The 15,767-nt window shown below is 62.8% G+C and carries 15 protein-coding genes and 1 pseudogene; 14 read left to right on the plus strand and 2 right to left on the minus strand.

Going from position 1 to position 15,767, the window contains the following annotated elements; translation table 11 throughout:
* Window positions 1-80 precede the first annotated feature (80 nt).
* From KI235_RS10610 to KI235_RS10670, 13 genes are all read left to right on the plus strand, one after another.
* Window positions 81-1,079, plus strand: coding sequence for an ATP-binding protein (locus tag KI235_RS10610; protein WP_027912553.1), 999 nt, complete (start codon window positions 81-83; stop codon window positions 1,077-1,079).
* A 101-nt stretch (window positions 1,080-1,180) separates the two neighbouring features.
* Complete coding sequence (locus tag KI235_RS10615; RefSeq protein ID WP_081042411.1) at window positions 1,181-1,738, plus strand: VWA domain-containing protein; 558 nt, start codon at window positions 1,181-1,183, stop codon at window positions 1,736-1,738.
* A 200-nt stretch (window positions 1,739-1,938) separates the two neighbouring features.
* Window positions 1,939-3,585: a phospholipase D-like domain-containing protein gene (locus KI235_RS10620; protein ID WP_212795674.1), complete on the plus strand. Its 1,647-nt coding sequence runs from the start codon at window positions 1,939-1,941 to the stop codon at window positions 3,583-3,585.
* A gap of 64 nt (window positions 3,586-3,649) precedes the next feature.
* The gene (locus KI235_RS10625) at window positions 3,650-3,898 is read left to right on the plus strand and encodes a type II toxin-antitoxin system Phd/YefM family antitoxin (protein ID WP_013692712.1); all 249 of its coding nucleotides are present in this window, start codon (window positions 3,650-3,652) and stop codon (window positions 3,896-3,898) included.
* Between the two features lie 110 nt (window positions 3,899-4,008).
* Window positions 4,009-4,350: a hypothetical protein gene (locus tag KI235_RS10630; RefSeq protein ID WP_212795675.1), complete on the plus strand. Its 342-nt coding sequence runs from the start codon at window positions 4,009-4,011 to the stop codon at window positions 4,348-4,350.
* A 398-nt stretch (window positions 4,351-4,748) separates the two neighbouring features.
* Window positions 4,749-5,597: a transporter substrate-binding domain-containing protein gene (locus KI235_RS10635; protein ID WP_003200222.1), complete on the plus strand. Its 849-nt coding sequence runs from the start codon at window positions 4,749-4,751 to the stop codon at window positions 5,595-5,597.
* Window positions 5,598-5,651: 54 nt separating this feature from the next.
* On the plus strand, window positions 5,652-6,314 hold the full coding sequence (locus KI235_RS10640; protein ID WP_003200225.1) for an amino acid ABC transporter permease: 663 nt from the start codon (window positions 5,652-5,654) through the stop codon (window positions 6,312-6,314).
* 9 nt (window positions 6,315-6,323) lie between these two features.
* The gene (locus KI235_RS10645) at window positions 6,324-6,986 is read left to right on the plus strand and encodes an amino acid ABC transporter permease (RefSeq protein WP_028236639.1); all 663 of its coding nucleotides are present in this window, start codon (window positions 6,324-6,326) and stop codon (window positions 6,984-6,986) included.
* Window positions 6,983-7,804: an amino acid ABC transporter ATP-binding protein gene (locus KI235_RS10650; protein WP_028236638.1), complete on the plus strand. Its 822-nt coding sequence runs from the start codon at window positions 6,983-6,985 to the stop codon at window positions 7,802-7,804. The genes KI235_RS10645 and KI235_RS10650 overlap by 4 nt, the downstream gene beginning before the upstream one ends.
* A 26-nt stretch (window positions 7,805-7,830) precedes the next feature.
* The gene (locus KI235_RS10655; protein WP_013692714.1) at window positions 7,831-8,220 is read left to right on the plus strand and encodes a RidA family protein; all 390 of its coding nucleotides are present in this window, start codon (window positions 7,831-7,833) and stop codon (window positions 8,218-8,220) included.
* 145 nt (window positions 8,221-8,365) lie between these two features.
* Window positions 8,366-9,130 carry an IclR family transcriptional regulator gene (locus KI235_RS10660; protein WP_028236637.1) on the plus strand — a complete coding sequence of 255 codons (765 nt, stop codon included), beginning with the start codon at window positions 8,366-8,368 and terminating at the stop codon, window positions 9,128-9,130.
* 40 nt (window positions 9,131-9,170) lie between these two features.
* Entirely contained in the window at window positions 9,171-10,388 is a 1,218-nt protein-coding gene (locus KI235_RS10665; protein ID WP_060613701.1) for an amino acid deaminase, read from the plus strand.
* A gap of 154 nt (window positions 10,389-10,542) precedes the next feature.
* A complete protein-coding gene (locus KI235_RS10670; protein WP_003200238.1) occupies window positions 10,543-11,457 on the plus strand; it encodes a sugar kinase in 915 nt (304 codons plus the stop codon).
* A 122-nt stretch (window positions 11,458-11,579) separates the two neighbouring features.
* Here the strand turns inward: KI235_RS10670 and KI235_RS10675 are convergent, their stop codons facing one another.
* Together KI235_RS10675 and KI235_RS10680 are read right to left on the minus strand one after the other, a co-directional pair.
* Window positions 11,580-11,855 carry a peptidylprolyl isomerase gene (locus KI235_RS10675; RefSeq protein WP_003182808.1) on the minus strand — a complete coding sequence of 92 codons (276 nt, stop codon included), beginning with the start codon at window positions 11,853-11,855 and terminating at the stop codon, window positions 11,580-11,582.
* 48 nt (window positions 11,856-11,903) lie between these two features.
* Window positions 11,904-14,440, minus strand: a pseudogene (locus KI235_RS10680) (PAS domain-containing protein).
* A 132-nt stretch (window positions 14,441-14,572) separates the two neighbouring features.
* Between KI235_RS10680 and KI235_RS10685 the strand changes: the two are divergent.
* Window positions 14,573-15,691, plus strand: coding sequence for a PilT/PilU family type 4a pilus ATPase (locus KI235_RS10685; protein WP_003200243.1), 1,119 nt, complete (start codon window positions 14,573-14,575; stop codon window positions 15,689-15,691).
* The last annotated feature ends 76 nt before the right edge of the window (window positions 15,692-15,767 follow it).

Here is a 15,767-nt window from a genome sequence, read left to right on the forward strand (position 1 = left end):
TTTCGTTCATCGCGGGCAAGCCTTGCTCCCACAAGTCCCCTTTTGACATTGACGTTACCGACCACCCTTGAGAATTAGATATGACCCACACCCCCCATTTCCCGCTCTGCGCCGTGGTCGGCGCCGATGATCTGAAACTGGCCCTGTGCCTGGCCGCGATCGATCCGAAAATCGGCGGTGTGCTGATCGAAGGGCCGCGGGGCATGGCCAAGTCCACACTGGCCCGGGGCCTGGCGGACCTGCTGGCCAGCGGTCAGTTCGTCACCTTGCCCCTCGGTGCTACCGAAGAACGGCTGGTGGGCACCCTGGACCTGGACGCGGCGCTGGGGGAAGGGCGCGCGCAGTTTTCTCCCGGCGTGTTGGCCAAGGCCGATGGTGGCGTGCTGTACGTCGATGAAGTGAACCTGCTGCCCGATCACCTGGTGGACTTGCTGCTCGATGTGGCCGCCAGCGGCACCAACCTCATCGAGCGCGACGGCATTTCCCATCGGCATCCGGCGCGCTTTGTGCTGATCGGCACCATGAATCCGGAAGAGGGCGAACTGCGCCCGCAGTTGCTCGACCGTTTTGGCCTGAACGTCGCCCTCGACGGTCACACCGCACCGACTGAGCGCGGCCAGATCATCCGACGGCGGCTGGATTTCGACAGCGATCCGCAGGCGTTCTGCGCGGCGTGGGAGACGACCCAGGCGCAGTTGCGCGAACGTTGCCAACAGGCACGCGACCGCTTGGCCGGGATCGCCCTGGATGACGCGGCGCTGGCGCAGATCACCGAGCGCTGCTTTGCCGCCGGGGTCGATGGCTTGCGCGCCGACCTGGTCTGGCTGCGGGCGGCCCGGGCCCATGCGGCTTGGCGCGGGGCTGCTGCAATTGCCGATGAAGACATCGATGCGGTCGCCGAGTTTGCCTTGCGGCACCGGCGGCGCGGGCATTCGGCACCGACACCGTCCCAGGCGCCGACCGGCGCGGAAAAAACCACTGAACCCAGCGAGGGCCAGGGCCAGTGGGGTGACCTGCCGGCCCGGGCATTGCCGACCGGTGCTCGGCGTGACGTGCCGAGCTGGCCAAAAAAGCCCTAGGCATTCGCCCCCGTTCGCCAGCGGGGGCGAATGCCAGACCCCGTGCCGGACGACTCGACCAGGGCCGCCAGGGCCGCAGCAAAGCGGCGGCCAGCGGTGCGGTGAACTGGCCGGGGACGTTGCTCAATGGCCGGCCACGTCTGCGTGAGGACCTGTGCTGGCACGCTCGCCAGCGCTCGCCCCATGAGCTGTGGCTGGTGATCGTCGATGCGTCGGCCTCGACCCGTCGTCATCGCGCCTTGAGTGACGGCAAGGGCCTGCTGGCGCAACTGTTCGACGACGCCTATCGCCAACGGGCCCGCCTGGGGCTGTTGACGGCCAGCGGTACGCAGCCGGACTGGCAGGTGCAAGGGCTCAAGGCCTCGGCCGGTCTGCGCGACTGGCTCGATGGGCTGGGCGCCGGTGGCGGAACGCCGTTGCTGGCGGCGCTGAACGAGGCCGGGCGCTGGCTGGAGGCCCGACGCAAGCGCTACCCGGCGGAGCAGCAACGGGTCTTGGTGATGACCGATGGGCGAGTCAAGGAGGGGCTTTCACTGCCGTTGCTCGATTGCCCGTGCCTGTTGATCGACATCGAAAGAGGCCCGATTCGCCTGGGCCGGGCCCGGCAGTTGGCGGGGCGGTTGGGGGCGGAGTATCGGCATATCGATGAAACCACTTGAAATGTTCTTTGACTGTGAAGGCCTCATCGCGAGCAAGCTCGCTCCCACATTTGGTTTCGCTGTGCACACATAACTGATGAACACCACTGCCCCCTGTGGGAGCGAGCTTGCTCGCGATCAGCATCACCTCGGTCCCTGATCTGACCATCTAACCTGTATCACTGCACTATGCTCAGGCAGCCCCCTCACAGGAGTGAACCATGCGCGTACTCGTCACCAACGCCCAGGACGATTTTCGGGTCAAGGCCTATGCCGGCACCAACGGCGTGCTGCTCGCCATGGACCTGGCGGAATCCCGACGCCAGGGGCTGCTGGGTTTTTCCATCGAGAAGCAGCAGGGGGACAAACCCTGGCTGTTCCTGTTCAACAGCCTGACCTTCCCCGACAAGGCCCACACCTTTCCTCAGTTCCACGCCACCCCCAGCGACAAGGCACCCTTGCAGAAATTTCGCTGGGCCGACTACGCGGTCAACCCCGGCGTGACCATGCACTACCGCGTGCACCTGGCCTACGGCAGCCCCGATGCACCGCAGTTGGGCGAATCCCTGGAGGTCACGGTCACCAGCGACGACGGGCAGCCGGCCAACCAGCGGGTCATCTTCAACCGTGCCGTGGCCGCCAGCCAGGCGTTCCAGCGCAAGTTTCCTGAAGTGGACGCGCTGATCGACGCCAACAAGCACCTGTCCATCGATGACTGGCCCGACGCCCCGCGTCGCTGGCTGGAGAATGGCCTGTTGGGACGCCTGATCGGTTTTATCGACCGGGCGCTGGATGCCAACTGGGCCCTGGATGTCGCCATTTATGAATACGAACTGCCGGTGATCGTCGACGCGGTGAATGCCGCCCATGCTCGCGGTGCGAAGGTGCGGGTGCTGTATCACGCCGAGCCGGGGGACGACACCACGGCGCGCAACGAAGCCAGCCTCGAGAAAATGCCAGCAGCCAACAAGCGCGGACGAGTTACCCATAACATTTTCCACGACAAGTTCATTGTGCTGAGCAAGGTGGACGGCAACGGCTCATTGCAACCGGAGGCGGTGCTGTGCGGCAGCACCAACTTCACCGCCAACGGTGTCTACCGCCAGGCCAACGTCGTTCATGTGCTGGACGACCCTCGGGTGAGCGGCAGCTACTTCCAGGTGTTCGAGCAAATCTGGGCCGAACCCCAGGACGTCGGTGCCACTCGCCAGTGGCTGACCGACAACAATGCCATGGCTCCACAAGAGGCGTTGTTCGCCGGGTTCTCGCCGCGCACCGGGGAGGGCGACCTGGATCGCTTCGTCGACATCATCAAGGGCGCGCGAAAGGACCTGCTGTTCGTCACCGCCTTTGTGTTGCCCGAGCGCATCCTCGACGCCGTGCTCGGCGCACCCAATGACGACGTGCTGCGCTACGGTCTGCAAAACTCCAAGAGCCGCATCACCGGCTTTCACGCCGACCGCACCGCCGAATTCGCCGCCACCGCGCTGCTCAACACCGGCCTGGAAGGCTGGCTGCGGGAAAACATGAAAGGCCAGAAGGGCAACCTGCTGGTGCACACCAAAGCCATCGTCACCGACTTCACCAGCGATACGCCGACCATCATCAGCGGCAGCCACAACCTGAGCGCCGCGGCGAGCAGCGGCAACGACGAGAATTACCTGATCATCCAGGGCAACACCGACCTGGCCGACCGCTACGGGCTGGAGTTGCTGCGTTTCTATGAACATTACCGCTTTCGCTACTTCGCAAAAAAACTCGCCCTCAAGCAGGTCAAGCCACTGGCGGTGGATGACAGTTGGAGTGATGACTATTACCGCGAGGGGGATTTGCGGATGTTGTCCAGGGTGAGGTTTTGCGGGCGCTGACAGTTTTAAGAGTTGTATTAGAACGCTATTGTTTAGCGCCATTCAGTACTCAAGGTCTCATTCCATGACTCGTATCGTGCTTTCTCGAGTTGTAGCCAGCATTTCTGAACTCAAGAAAAATCCGATGGGTACCGTTGCAGCGGGTGAGGGATTATCCGTAGCGATCCTGAATCGTAACGAGCCGGCTTTTTACTGCGTCCCAGCCAGAGAATACGAAGCCATGATGAATCGGCTTGAGGACATGGAGCTTGTCGCTCTGTGTCACGAGCGGGAGAACGATCCATCAATCAAGGTTGCGCTTGATGATTTATGAGCAGAAGTTCCTGTAGAAAACAGGGTTGTTCGAGTTGAGATCTTGCGGGCGTTAGCCGCAGTAGATGATCCAGTGCTAGCATAGGGCCATATATCAGCCTGGAAGCTGCCATGAGTCTCTGTCACGGAACGTCCGCTTTACTTCGCGCCTGTGTCGCGATTCTGTTGTTGACCCTGGGCACTTCGGCCCTTGCCGCCAATCAACCGTGTTCCGGGCGCAAGGGCGGTATTGCCGGGTGTGACGGCGATACCTTCCTGTGCAACGACGGCTCCATCAGTGCTTCGAAGAAGTCCTGTTCCGCTGTGCTGGGGCTTCGGAACGAGGCCCGGCCGCAGTCGTTGCTCAAGTCCGCCGACGGTTGCCAATGCGGCAGTGGCAATTACTGCGTCGGCCCCCGGGGCGGGGTCTATTGCCTTACGCCTGGCGGCAGCAAGAGCTACAAGCGCAAATAGCCCAGGCACACCGCCGAACCATTGTGGGAGCGAGCTTGCTCGCGATAGCGTCAGGTCAGTCGCCATCAATATTGACTGATACACCGCCATCGCGAGCAAGCTCGCTCCCACAGGGTATCCATTTACAAATTCCAGAGTGGCTCCGTTTCGGTGCACCGGGGGCGCCGAATACCCGGCTTGGGGCCTTGTTACCCGTGCGTCGTGGCCCACGGTAGCAACAGTGTTCGCACGCAGATGCCACTGTGCGGGCGCCTGTTTTTCCCATCCCCCTGATTTCCTTAACTTTCCATTTTCCTCACCCACGCGTCGCCAGCCTGTGGCACACTTTCTGCTGTCTATTCCGTTGTTACATACCACGTTCCGGTATAGCGGAATAAACTCATTCTGGAGTGCTTGCCATGCAACGCCGACCTTCCTTGTTCAAAGCGTGTGTTTTTCTCTTCGCGGCCACGACGGCTGCCATGGGGGTCGCTCAGGCGGCCGACAGCAAGCTGGACAGCGTGCTGCAGCGGGGGAAATTGATCGTGGGCACGGGCAGTACCAATGCGCCGTGGCACTTCCAGGGAGCGGATGGCAAGTTGCAGGGCTTTGATATCGATATTGCGCGGATGGTCGCCAAGGGGTTGTTCAACGACCCGGAGAAAGTCGAGTTCGTGGTGCAGTCTTCCGATGCGCGCATACCCAACCTGTTGACCGACAAGGTCGACATGAGCTGCCAGTTCATCACCGTCACCGCCAGCCGCGCCCAGCAAGTGGCGTTCACCCTGCCGTACTACCGCGAAGGCGTGGGCCTGCTGCTGCCGGCCAACAGCAAGTACAAGGAAATCGAAGACCTCAAGGCCGCCGGCGACGGCGTCACCGTGGCGGTGCTGCAGAATGTCTACGCCGAGGAGCTGGTGCACCAGGCGCTGCCCAAGGCCAAGGTCGACCAGTACGACAGCGTCGACCTGATGTACCAGGCAGTGAACTCCGGTCGCGCCGATGCCGCCGCCACCGACCAGTCCTCGGTCAAGTACCTGATGGTGCAGAACCCTGGCCGCTACCGCAGCCCGGCCTATGCCTGGAGCCCGCAAACCTACGCCTGTGCGGTCAAGCGCGGCGACCAGGACTGGCTGAACTTCGTCAACACCACCTTGCATGAAGCCATGACCGGCGTGGAATTCCCCACCTATGCGGCGTCCTTCAAGCAGTGGTTCGGTGTCGAGCTGCCGTCGCCAGCGATCGGTTTCCCCGTCGAATTCAAATGACCCTGTGAGCCCGGGGCGCCACTTGCGGGCGCTCCGTCGAAGGTACTGCCGACCATGAATTATCAGTTGAACTTTGCCGCCGTCTGGCGCGATTTCGACACCCTGCTGGCGGGGCTTGGCCTGGGGCTTTCCCTGGCACTGGTGTCGATCGCCATCGGTTGCGTGATCGGCCTGGCGATGGCGTTCGCGCTGCTGAGCAAACATCGGATCTTGCGAGTGCTGGCGTCGGTGTATGTGACGGTGATCCGCAATACGCCGATCCTGGTGCTGATCCTGCTGATCTACTTCGCCTTGCCGAGCCTGGGCATCCGCCTGGACAAGCTGCCGTCGTTCGTCATCACCCTCTCGCTGTACGCCGGGGCCTACCTGACCGAAGTGTTTCGCGGCGGACTGTTGAGCATTCACAAGGGACAGCGTGAAGCCGGGCTGGCCATCGGCCTGGGCGAGTGGCAGGTGAAGGCCTACATCACCGTACCGGTGATGCTGCGCAACGTGTTGCCGGCGTTGTCGAACAACTTCATTTCGCTGTTCAAGGACACCTCCCTGGCGGCGGCGATTGCCGTGCCGGAGCTGACCTATTACGCCCGCAAGATCAACGTGGAGAGCTACCGGGTGATCGAAACCTGGCTGGTGACCACGGCCCTGTATGTCGCGGCCTGTTACCTCATTGCCATGGTGCTGCGTTATTTCGAGCAGCGCCTGGCGATCCGCCGTTAGGAGTGTCCCATGTACGAATCACCCAGTTGGTTGCATGAGTTATGGGTTGCCCGGGACACCCTGTGGGCCGGCTTCCTGACCAGTGTGCAGTGTTCGCTGCTGGCGATTGTGTTGGGCACGTTGATCGGCCTGGTCGCCGGGCTGGTGCTGACCTATGGCCGGACCTGGATGCGCGCGCCGTTTCGCTTCTATGTCGACCTGATTCGCGGCACGCCGGTTTTCGTGCTGGTGCTGGCCTGCTTCTACATGGCTCCGGCCCTGGGCTGGCAGATCGGTGCGTTCCAGGCCGGCGTGCTGGGCTTGACGCTGTTCTGCGGCTCCCACGTGGCCGAGATCGTGCGTGGGGCCTTGCAGGCGTTGCCCCGTGGGCAGATGGAGGCGAGCCAGGCCATCGGCCTGACGTTCTACCAGTCGCTGGGCTATGTGCTGTTGCCCCAGGCGTTGCGGCAGATCTTGCCGACCTGGGTCAATTCCTCCACCGAGATCGTCAAGGCCTCGACCCTGCTGTCGGTGATCGGCGTTGCCGAACTGCTGCTCAGCACCCAGCAGATCATCGCCCGGACGTTCATGACCCTGGAGTTTTACCTGTTCGCCGGGTTTCTCTTTTTCATCATCAATTACGCCATTGAATTGCTCGGGCGGCACATTGAAAAGCGGGTGGCCTTGCCATGACTGACGTTTCGAATCTCTCCAACACGGAGCTTTCCAACACAGAGCTCTCCAACACCCAGCCGCTGCTGGACATTCGCGGCTTGCGCAAACAATACGGCCCGTTGGAAGTGCTCAAGGGCGTGGACCTGAGCATGCAGCGCGGCAACGTGGTCACGCTGATCGGTTCCAGCGGTTCGGGCAAGACCACGCTGCTGCGCTGCGTCAACATGCTGGAAGAGTTCCAGGGCGGGCAGATCATGCTCGACGGCGAATCCATCGGTTACGACGACATCGACGGCAAGCGTGTGCGCCACGCCGAAAAAGTCATCGCCCGGCACCGGGCCATGACCGGCATGGCTTTCCAGCAATTCAACCTGTTCCCGCATTTGACCGCGTTGCAGAACGTCACCCTGGGCCTGCTCAAAGTGAAAAAGCTGCCCAAGGACGAGGCCGTAGCCCTGGCCGAGAAATGGCTGGAGCGAGTGGGCCTGTTGGAGCGGCGCGATCACTTTCCCGGCCAGTTGTCCGGCGGCCAGCAGCAGCGCGTGGCAATCGCCCGGGCAATTGCCATGAACCCCAGCCTGATGCTGTTCGACGAAGTGACCTCGGCCCTGGACCCGGAACTGGTCGGCGAGGTGCTGAACGTGATCAAGGGCCTGGCCGAAGACGGCATGACCATGCTGCTGGTGACCCACGAAATGCGCTTTGCCTTCGAGGTCTCCGACAAGATCGTGTTCATGAACCAGGGCCGCATCGAAGAGCAGGGGCCGCCGAAGGAATTGTTCGAACGGCCACAGTCGCCACGGCTGGCAGAATTTCTCAAGAACACGCGTTTTTAATTTTCCATTCAATAAGGAGATAACCCATGAGCATTACGCGCTACGGCACCGGCAGCACCGCAGGTGGCGGTCAGCCTCGGCCATTCGCCCGCGCCGTGGAAGCCGATGGCTGGCTGCACGTGTCCGGCCAGGTGCCGGCGGTGAACGGCGAGATCATTGTCGGTGGGATCGTCGAACAGACCCACCAGACCATGAAGAACCTGGTCGCTATTCTCGAGGAGGCCGGATACGGCCTGGAAGATGTGGTGCGCTGCGGTGTGTGGCTGGAAGACCCGCGGGATTTCTGGAGTTTCAACAAGGTCTTCGGCGAGTACTTCAGCCCGGAACACGCCCCGGCCAGGGCCTGCGTGCAGGCGAGCATGATGGTCGATTGCAAGGTCGAGATCGATTGTGTGGCCTACAAGAAGAAGGCCTGAACCACGGGGGCCTCATCGCGGGCAAGCCTTGCTCCCACAAGGAAACGCATTCTTCCGTGGGAGCATGGCTTGCCCGCGATAGCGATCTATCAGGCGGCGCAGCAGTCTGGTTAAACTCCCGGCCAACTGAATGGGAACCAATGACATGACCGAAGACACCATCAAACGCCGGGCCCGGGGATTGGATCGGGCGTTCGATATCCTCGATTTCCTCAAGGAAATCGGCCAGCCGCTGCGCCCGAACGATATTGCCAGCGGCATCGGCAGCCCCAAGTCCACGGTCTATGAACTGGTGGCGTCGCTGCTGGAGCGGCGCATCCTCGAGACGGTGGGCAAGGACGGCCATGTCTACCTGGGCCGCCAGTTGTATTTTCTCGGGCAGGCACACCTGCGGCATTTCGACCTGAGCCGCGAGGCTGACCAGGCCTTGCAGGAGATCGTGCGCCAGACCCGGGAAACGGCGCAGATGTGCCTGCTCAACGGGCGCAAATACACCGTCGCGCTGATGAAGGAAGGCGAGCGGCATTTTCGCATTTCATCGGACATCGGGGAAAACGCGCCGATCCCGTGGACGGCGTCCGGGCGCCTGCTGCTGGCGCATTTGAGTGACCAGCAGATCGTTGACCTGATCGATCCCGACGACTTCATTTTGCCGGGCGGCGAGCGCCTGCCCCTGGAGCAGTTCCTCAAGGAAATCCGTCAGGCCGGCCTCGATGGGTTTTTCTCCTTCGACAGTGTCGCCGACACCTTCACCCACTGCTTCGCCGCACCGGTCAAAGACCCGAATGGCGTGGCCATCGCCACCCTGTGCATCGTCGCCCCTCGGGCCGACGCCAAGAACAATTACGCCGACTACCGCCGGGTGCTGATCGAAAGCGCCAACCACCTGGCCCGTCGTATCAATGAATAGACAGCAACGGCACTAGCGGCCGTGTGCGAGGAGTTCGAACATGCCTTCCGCCATCCTTAATGCCGGCGTCGAGAAGGGCGCCGCCATCGTCGGCGCCTACCTGCTACGGGACGTCAGCCTGCCGGCGCTGGTGCTGCATCGCGCGGCGCTGGAGCACAACATCCGCTGGATGCAAGATTTCGTCACTAGCAGCGGTGCCGAACTGGCGCCCCACGGCAAGACCAGCATGACCCCCGCGCTGTTTCGCCGGCAACTGGAGGCCGGCGCCTGGGGCCTGACCCTCGCCAGCGCCGTGCAGACCCGTGCCGCTTACGCCCATGGCGTGCGCCGGGTGTTGATGGCCAACCAATTGGTGGGCACGCCGAACATGGCGCTGATTGCCGATTTGCTCGCCGACCCGGCGTTCGAATTCCACTGCCTGGTCGATCATCCGGACAACGTCGCTGACCTGGGCGCTTACTTCGCCTCTCGCGGCGTACGGCTCAATGTGATGATCGAGTACGGCGTGGTCGGCGGCCGGTGTGGCTGCCGGACCGAAGCCGAGGTGTTGGCCCTGGCCGAGGCGATCCAGGCGCAACCGGCGTTGGCGTTGACCGGCATCGAAGGCTACGAAGGGGTGATCCATGGTGACCACGCCATCAGCGGCATTCGTGCGTTCGCGGCGTCCCTGGTGCGGTTGGCGGTGCAGTTGCAGGACAACGGCGCGTTCGCCATCGACAAACCGATCATCACCGCCTCGGGGTCGGCCTGGTACGACCTGATCGCCGAATCCTTCGAAGCCCAGAATGCCCACGGGCGTTTCCTCAGCGTGCTGCGTCCCGGCAGCTACGTGGCCCATGACCATGGCATCTACAAGGAAGCGCAGTGCTGCGTGCTGGAGCGTCGCAGCGATTTGCACGAAGGCCTGCGCCCGGCGCTGGAAGTCTGGGCCCATGTGCAATCGCTGCCGGAGCCGGGTTTCGCGGTGATCGCCCTGGGCAAGCGCGACGTGGCCTACGACGCTGGCTTGCCGGTGCCGCTCAAGCGCTACCAGCCCGGTTCGGACACGGTGGCGGGTGACGATGTGAGTGGCTGCAAGGTGACGGCGGTGATGGACCAGCATGCGTTCATGACCGTGGCGGCGGGGGTTGAGTTGCGTGTGGGCGACATCATTTCGTTTGGTACTTCACACCCGTGCCTGACGTTCGACAAGTGGCGGGTGGGGTGCCTGGTGGATGAGCAGTTGCGGGTGGTCGAGAGCATGGAGACGTGTTTCTAGCCTTTAGACCGAGTCGCGGCTATCGCGGGCAAGCCTTGCTCCCACACTGATCGACTGTGAACACAAAATGGGTGTTTACCCAAGATCCCCTGTGGGAGCAAGGCTTGCCCGCGATAGCGACCTTCCAGACACCGCTGAATTATCAGGATCATCCATGAGCAACCCCAAACCCCGCATCGCCCTGATCGGCGAATGCATGATCGAACTGCAACAACGCGCCGACGGCAGCCTGCTGCAAAGCTTCGGCGGCGACACCCTGAACACGGCGGTGTACCTGGCCCGCGCCTTGGGCGACAGGGGCGCGGTGGATTACGTCACCGCCTTGGGCGACGACAGTTTCAGCGATGCCATGTGTGAAAACTGGGCCGCCGAGAACATCGGGCTGCAACGGGTCCAGCGCTTGCCTGGACGTCTGCCGGGCTTGTATTGCATCCAGACCGATGCGGCAGGTGAGCGGCGATTCCTGTACTGGCGCAACGAGGCGGCGGTGCGCGATTGTTTTACCACCCCGGCCGCCGGGCCGATCCTGGCCGCGTTGCTGGATTACGATGTGCTGTATTTCAGCGGCGTCACCCTGGCGGTGCTCGGCGAGCAGGGGCGTGGCAAACTCATCGAAACCCTGGTCGAAGCGCGTCGGCGCGGGGCGCTGGTGGTGTTCGACAATAACTTCCGGCCCCGGCTCTGGGGCTCGATCGAGGCAGCACGGGCGGCGTATCGCAGCGTCTTGCCCTATGTGGAGTTGGCGCTGCTGACCGTAGAGGACGAGCAGGCATTGTTCGGTCATGCCGACAGCGAAGCGGTGTTCGCCGCCTATGCGCAGCTTGGCACGCCCGAGGTGGTGCTCAAGCGCGGTGCCGAGGCCTGCCTGATTCGTTGCGACGGCCAGTCTTATGAAGTACCTGCCCTGCGGGTCGAGCGCGTCGTCGACACCACGGCGGCGGGGGACTCCTTCAGCGCCGCGTACCTGGCGAATCGTTTGCTGGGCGGCAGCCCGGTGGAAGCGGCCGAGGCAGGCCACCTGTTGGCGAGCCGGGTGATCCAGGTGCCGGGGGCGTTGATGCCCAGATAGAGGAGACACAGAACCTGTGGGAGCGAGCTTGCTCGCGATAGCGTCGGATCAGCCGGCATCCCTGTCGACTGACACACTGCTATCGCGAGCAAGCTCGCTCCCACAGGGGGATTGGGCGATCGTTAGTCCCGGTAGAACACCTGCACCAGGTGATACCCGAACTTGCTCTTGATCGGCCCATGCACCACCCGCAGCGGCTTCTTGAAAATCACCGCATCGATCACGCCGACCATCTGCCCCGGCCTTACTTCACCCAAATCGCCGCCGCGTTTGCCTGAAGGGCAGGTGGAGTATTTCTTGGCCAGCACATCGAAGGCTTCGCCCTTGGCGATGCGTTGCTTGAGCTGTTCGGCTTCTTCGGCGGTTTTCACCAGGATATGGCGGGCTTGGGCTTTCATTGCTGCGGTGACCTGAACGGTGCGACGGGGCGGCGATTATGCCTCAAGTCAGCTGCCATGGTTGATCATCGTCCGAATCTTGTTGGCCAGCAGATCGAGGGAGAAGGGCTTGGCGACCATGTCCATGCCCTGGTCGAGGAACCCCTGGCGTTCGGCGGCTTTCTGCGCGTAACCGGTCATGAACAGCACTTTCAACCCAGGCCGGTGCTGGCGGGCGATTTCCGCCAGTTGCCGGCCATTCATGCCCGGCAGCCCGACATCGGTCACCAGCAGGTCGATGCGCTGGTCCGATTCCAGCACGGGAAGCGCGGTCACGGCGTCCCGGGCTTCTAGGGCGGTGTAGCCCAGGGCCTGCAACAGGTCGAGCACCAGCATACGCACGGCGGGCTCATCCTCCACCAGCAACACGGTTTCCCCGGCAATGGCCGGCGGTACGACGAACGCCTCTGGCGTTTCGGGTGGTTGGGTCGGCGAAACGTGCAAGCGCGGCAGGTACAACTGCACCCGCGTGCCCTGGCCCGGCACACTGTCGAGGTTGAGGTGCCCACCCGACTGCTGGGCAAAACCGTAGATCATCGACAAGCCCAGGCCGGTGCCCTGGCCGATGGGCTTGGTGGTGAAGAATGGATCGAAGGCCTTGGCCAGCACGGCGGGGGTCATGCCGCTGCCGTTGTCGCTGACGGCGATCATCACGTAGTCCCCGGCCTTGACCGGCTCCAGGGTGTTGATGTCAGTAGCGTCGAGATAGACGTTGGCGGTTTCGACGATCAGTTCACCGCCCTCGGGCATGGCATCGCGGGCGTTGATCACCAGGTTGAGCAGGGCGTTTTCCAACTGGCTGGCATCGGTGTTGACCGGCCACAGCTCGCTGGCCAGTTGCAGCCGCAGCACGATGTGATCGCCGGTGGTGCGGCTCAGTAGGTCTTCGAGCGAGTGCACCAGGTCATTGGCGTCCAGCGGTTTGCGGTCCAGGGACTGGCGCCGGGAAAAGGCCAGCAGCCGATGGGTCAAGGCCGCGGCGCGGTTGGCCGAGGACACCGCGGCTTCGGTGAAGCGCCCGATCTCGTCAGTGCGGCCAGCGGCGATGTAGCGTTGCATCAGGTCGAGGCTGCCGAGGATGCCGGTGAGCATGTTGTTGAAGTCATGGGCAATGCCGCCCGTGAGCTGGCCCACGGCTTCCATTTTCTGCGCATGGCGCAGGGCTTCTTCGGCGCGCTCGCGTTCGAACATCTCGCTTTGCAGCCGGTGATTGGCTTCGGCCAGTTGCTGGGTACGGGCGATGACCCGTTCTTCCAGTGTTTCGTTGAGGTTGCGCAGGGCCTCCTCGGTTTTCCGGCTCTCGGTCTCGTCGATCACGAAGATGTAGAAACCGTTCACCGCACCGTCCGCCCCATGGCGAGGCAGGTAGTTGATCAGCGAATGGCGCGGGCGCCCGTCGCGATGGTCCATCTGCACGGTGAAGCTGCACGGCTGGCCGGCCAGGGCGTCGGCGATCTGTTGGGCGCGGGCGGCGTAGGCCTCTTCGCCGAGCACTTCGCGGATGGTCTTGCCGTAGAGCTCCTGCGGGGTCAGGCCGTACCAGTCCAGGTAAGCGCTGTTGTTCAGCCGGAAACGCTCTTCGCGGTCCACGTAGCTGATGAGGATCGGCATGGCATTGATGATCAGCTGCAGCTCGGTCTGGCTCTGACGCAGGGCTTGCTCGGTGCGCTTGCGTTCGGTCAGGTCCAGCGCCGCGCCAAGAAAGCGCTTGGGTCGGCCGTGGCGATCCTTGTAGCAACGGCCGCGTACGTACACCCAGCGCAACTCATCGTCGGGCTGCAGCAGTCGGTACTCCTCGGCGTATTCGGTGCCGTGGGTGATGCAGTGCTTGATGCTGCGGGCAACCATCGCCCGGTCCTCGGGGTGCACGCCTTCAAGGTAGGCACTGATGGGCAACTGGCGTGACAGGCTGGGGTCGACGCCATGCAACAGGGCGAAGTGCGCATCGGCAATAAAGCGGTCTTCGCTGATGTCCCAGTCCCAGGTGCCCAGCGCGTCGGCGGCAGCCAGGGCCAGTTGCAGGCGCTCTTCGCTTTCGTGCTGGGCCTTGAGGCTGGCCTCGGAGCGGCGTTCGAACTCCATGGCCAGGCGGCGTCGTTCGCCGGTTTCGATGGCGGTGACCAGGATGCCGGCGACGTTGCCGCTTTCGTCACGCACCGGGCTGTAGGTCAGGTCCAGCCAGACATCACAGAGACGGCCGGCGAAGGGCACGCGCCATTGCTGGTCGCGGCAGGTGTGCGTCTGGCCTTGCAACACACGGTGATAAATCCCTTCGGTCGCACTCTTGAGTTCGGGCCATGCTGTATGGGTCGGCCGGCCGAATGCCCGGGGTGCTTGTCACCGGCCAGTCGGCCGAAGGCGTCGTTGTAGAGATGGGACAGCTGCGGTCCCCACAGCAAGGCCATCGCCATGGGCGAATGGAGCATGATGTCCACGGCGGTGCGCAGGCTTTGGGGCCAGTTCTGGGCAGTGCCCAGCGGAGTCAGGGCCCAGTCCATCTGGCTGATCAGGCGCTGTGTATCGCTGCCGGCGGGTGTCGCGTTCATCCCGCGATCCCTGGCTGTCGTGTCTGTGCCACGGCGTCGACTATCCTCAGAAGAGGGTACATGCGGGTGGGTCTGAAGGGTTTCATGTTCGGCTCAGCTTGTTTCATTGACGTCTCGCGGAAGTTTCAGTCCATGGAAATCGATCCGTTGTTGCGAATCCTGGCGAGCCAGAATGGTTCCGACCTTTACATGTCCACGGGTGCGCCACCGTGCGCGCGTTTCGAGGGCGTGATCAAGCCCTTGGGGAACGAGGCGTTCAAGGTCGGCGACATTGCCAGGCTCGCCGAGTCTCTCATGGACGCCGAACAGCGTCTTGAGTTCGATCGGGAGTTGGAAATGAACCTGGCGATCTCCCTGGCTGGCGTCGGGCGGTTCCGGGTCAATATCTTCAAGCAGCGCAATGACGTGTCCATGGTGATACGCAACGTCAAGCTGGACATTCCGCGCTTCGAAGACCTGAAACTGCCTCGGGTGCTTTTGGACACCATCATGCAGAAACAGGGGTTGATGCTGTTCGTCGGCGCCACAGGCTCGGGCAAGTCGACCTCCCTGGCGGCGCTGATCGATTACCGCAATCGCAACAGCAGCGGCCACATCATCACCATCGAGGACCCGGTGGAGTATATCCATCGGCACAAGAAATCCATCATCAATCAACGGGAAGTCGGTGTCGACACCCGCAGTTTCCATGCAGCCCTGAAAAACACCCTGCGCCAGGCGCCTGACGTGGTGCTGATCGGCGAAATTCGCGACCGGGAAACCATGGAACATGCCCTGGCGTTTGCCGACACCGGGCATCTGGTGATTTCCACCTTGCATGCCCATAACGCCAACCAGGCCCTGGACCGGGTGATCAATTTCTTTCCGGAAGAGCGTCGGCCGCAGTTGCTCAATGACCTGGGCAACAACCTCAAGGCGTTCGTCTCCCAGCGCCTGGTACGCACCCGCACCGGCCAGCGGCGAGCGGCGGTGGAGGTCATGCTGGGCTCGCCGACGGTGGCCGACCTGATCCGGCGTAACGAGCTCGGCGAGCTCAAGGGCATCATGGAAAAGTCAGAGGAACTGGGGATGCAAACCTTCGATCAGGCGCTGTTCAACCTGGTGGTCGAAGGCGCCATCGATGAGGAGGAAGCGCTGAAAAATGCCGACTCGGCGAACAACCTGCGGTTGCGTTTGAAGTTGCATAGCGAGTCGGGGGCGGCGGCGCCACCGGCCGATCCGGCGGCGGGAGAGTGGGGGCTGGTGGATTGAGTACTTCTGTGGGAACAACACTTGTGGAAGCAAAGCCTGTGATGAGCCTGTGGGAGCAAAGCTTGCTCGCGATGAA

It is taken from the genome of Pseudomonas sp. St386, assembly GCF_018325865.1.
GTDB lineage: Bacteria > Pseudomonadota > Gammaproteobacteria > Pseudomonadales > Pseudomonadaceae > Aquipseudomonas > Aquipseudomonas brassicacearum.

Bases quoted from the DNA above. Each gene is read 5' to 3' on its own strand.
- KI235_RS10610 (WP_027912553.1), top strand. From the start codon at position 81: ATGACCCACACCCCCCATTTCCCGCTCTGCGCCGTGGTCGGCGCCGAT.
- KI235_RS10620 (WP_212795674.1), top strand. From the start codon at position 1,939: ATGCGCGTACTCGTCACCAACGCCCAGGACGATTTTCGGGTCAAGGCC.
- KI235_RS10625 (WP_013692712.1), top strand. From the start codon at position 3,650: ATGACTCGTATCGTGCTTTCTCGAGTTGTAGCCAGCATTTCTGAACTC.
- KI235_RS10630 (WP_212795675.1), top strand. From the start codon at position 4,009: ATGAGTCTCTGTCACGGAACGTCCGCTTTACTTCGCGCCTGTGTCGCG.
- KI235_RS10635 (WP_003200222.1), top strand. From the start codon at position 4,749: ATGCAACGCCGACCTTCCTTGTTCAAAGCGTGTGTTTTTCTCTTCGCG.
- KI235_RS10640 (WP_003200225.1), top strand. From the start codon at position 5,652: ATGAATTATCAGTTGAACTTTGCCGCCGTCTGGCGCGATTTCGACACC.
- KI235_RS10645 (WP_028236639.1), top strand. From the start codon at position 6,324: ATGTACGAATCACCCAGTTGGTTGCATGAGTTATGGGTTGCCCGGGAC.
- KI235_RS10650 (WP_028236638.1), top strand. From the start codon at position 6,983: ATGACTGACGTTTCGAATCTCTCCAACACGGAGCTTTCCAACACAGAG.
- KI235_RS10655 (WP_013692714.1), top strand. From the start codon at position 7,831: ATGAGCATTACGCGCTACGGCACCGGCAGCACCGCAGGTGGCGGTCAG.
- KI235_RS10660 (WP_028236637.1), top strand. From the start codon at position 8,366: ATGACCGAAGACACCATCAAACGCCGGGCCCGGGGATTGGATCGGGCG.
- KI235_RS10665 (WP_060613701.1), top strand. From the start codon at position 9,171: ATGCCTTCCGCCATCCTTAATGCCGGCGTCGAGAAGGGCGCCGCCATC.
- KI235_RS10670 (WP_003200238.1), top strand. From the start codon at position 10,543: ATGAGCAACCCCAAACCCCGCATCGCCCTGATCGGCGAATGCATGATC.
- KI235_RS10675 (WP_003182808.1), bottom strand. From the start codon at position 11,855: ATGAAAGCCCAAGCCCGCCATATCCTGGTGAAAACCGCCGAAGAAGCC.
- KI235_RS10685 (WP_003200243.1), top strand. From the start codon at position 14,573: ATGGAAATCGATCCGTTGTTGCGAATCCTGGCGAGCCAGAATGGTTCC.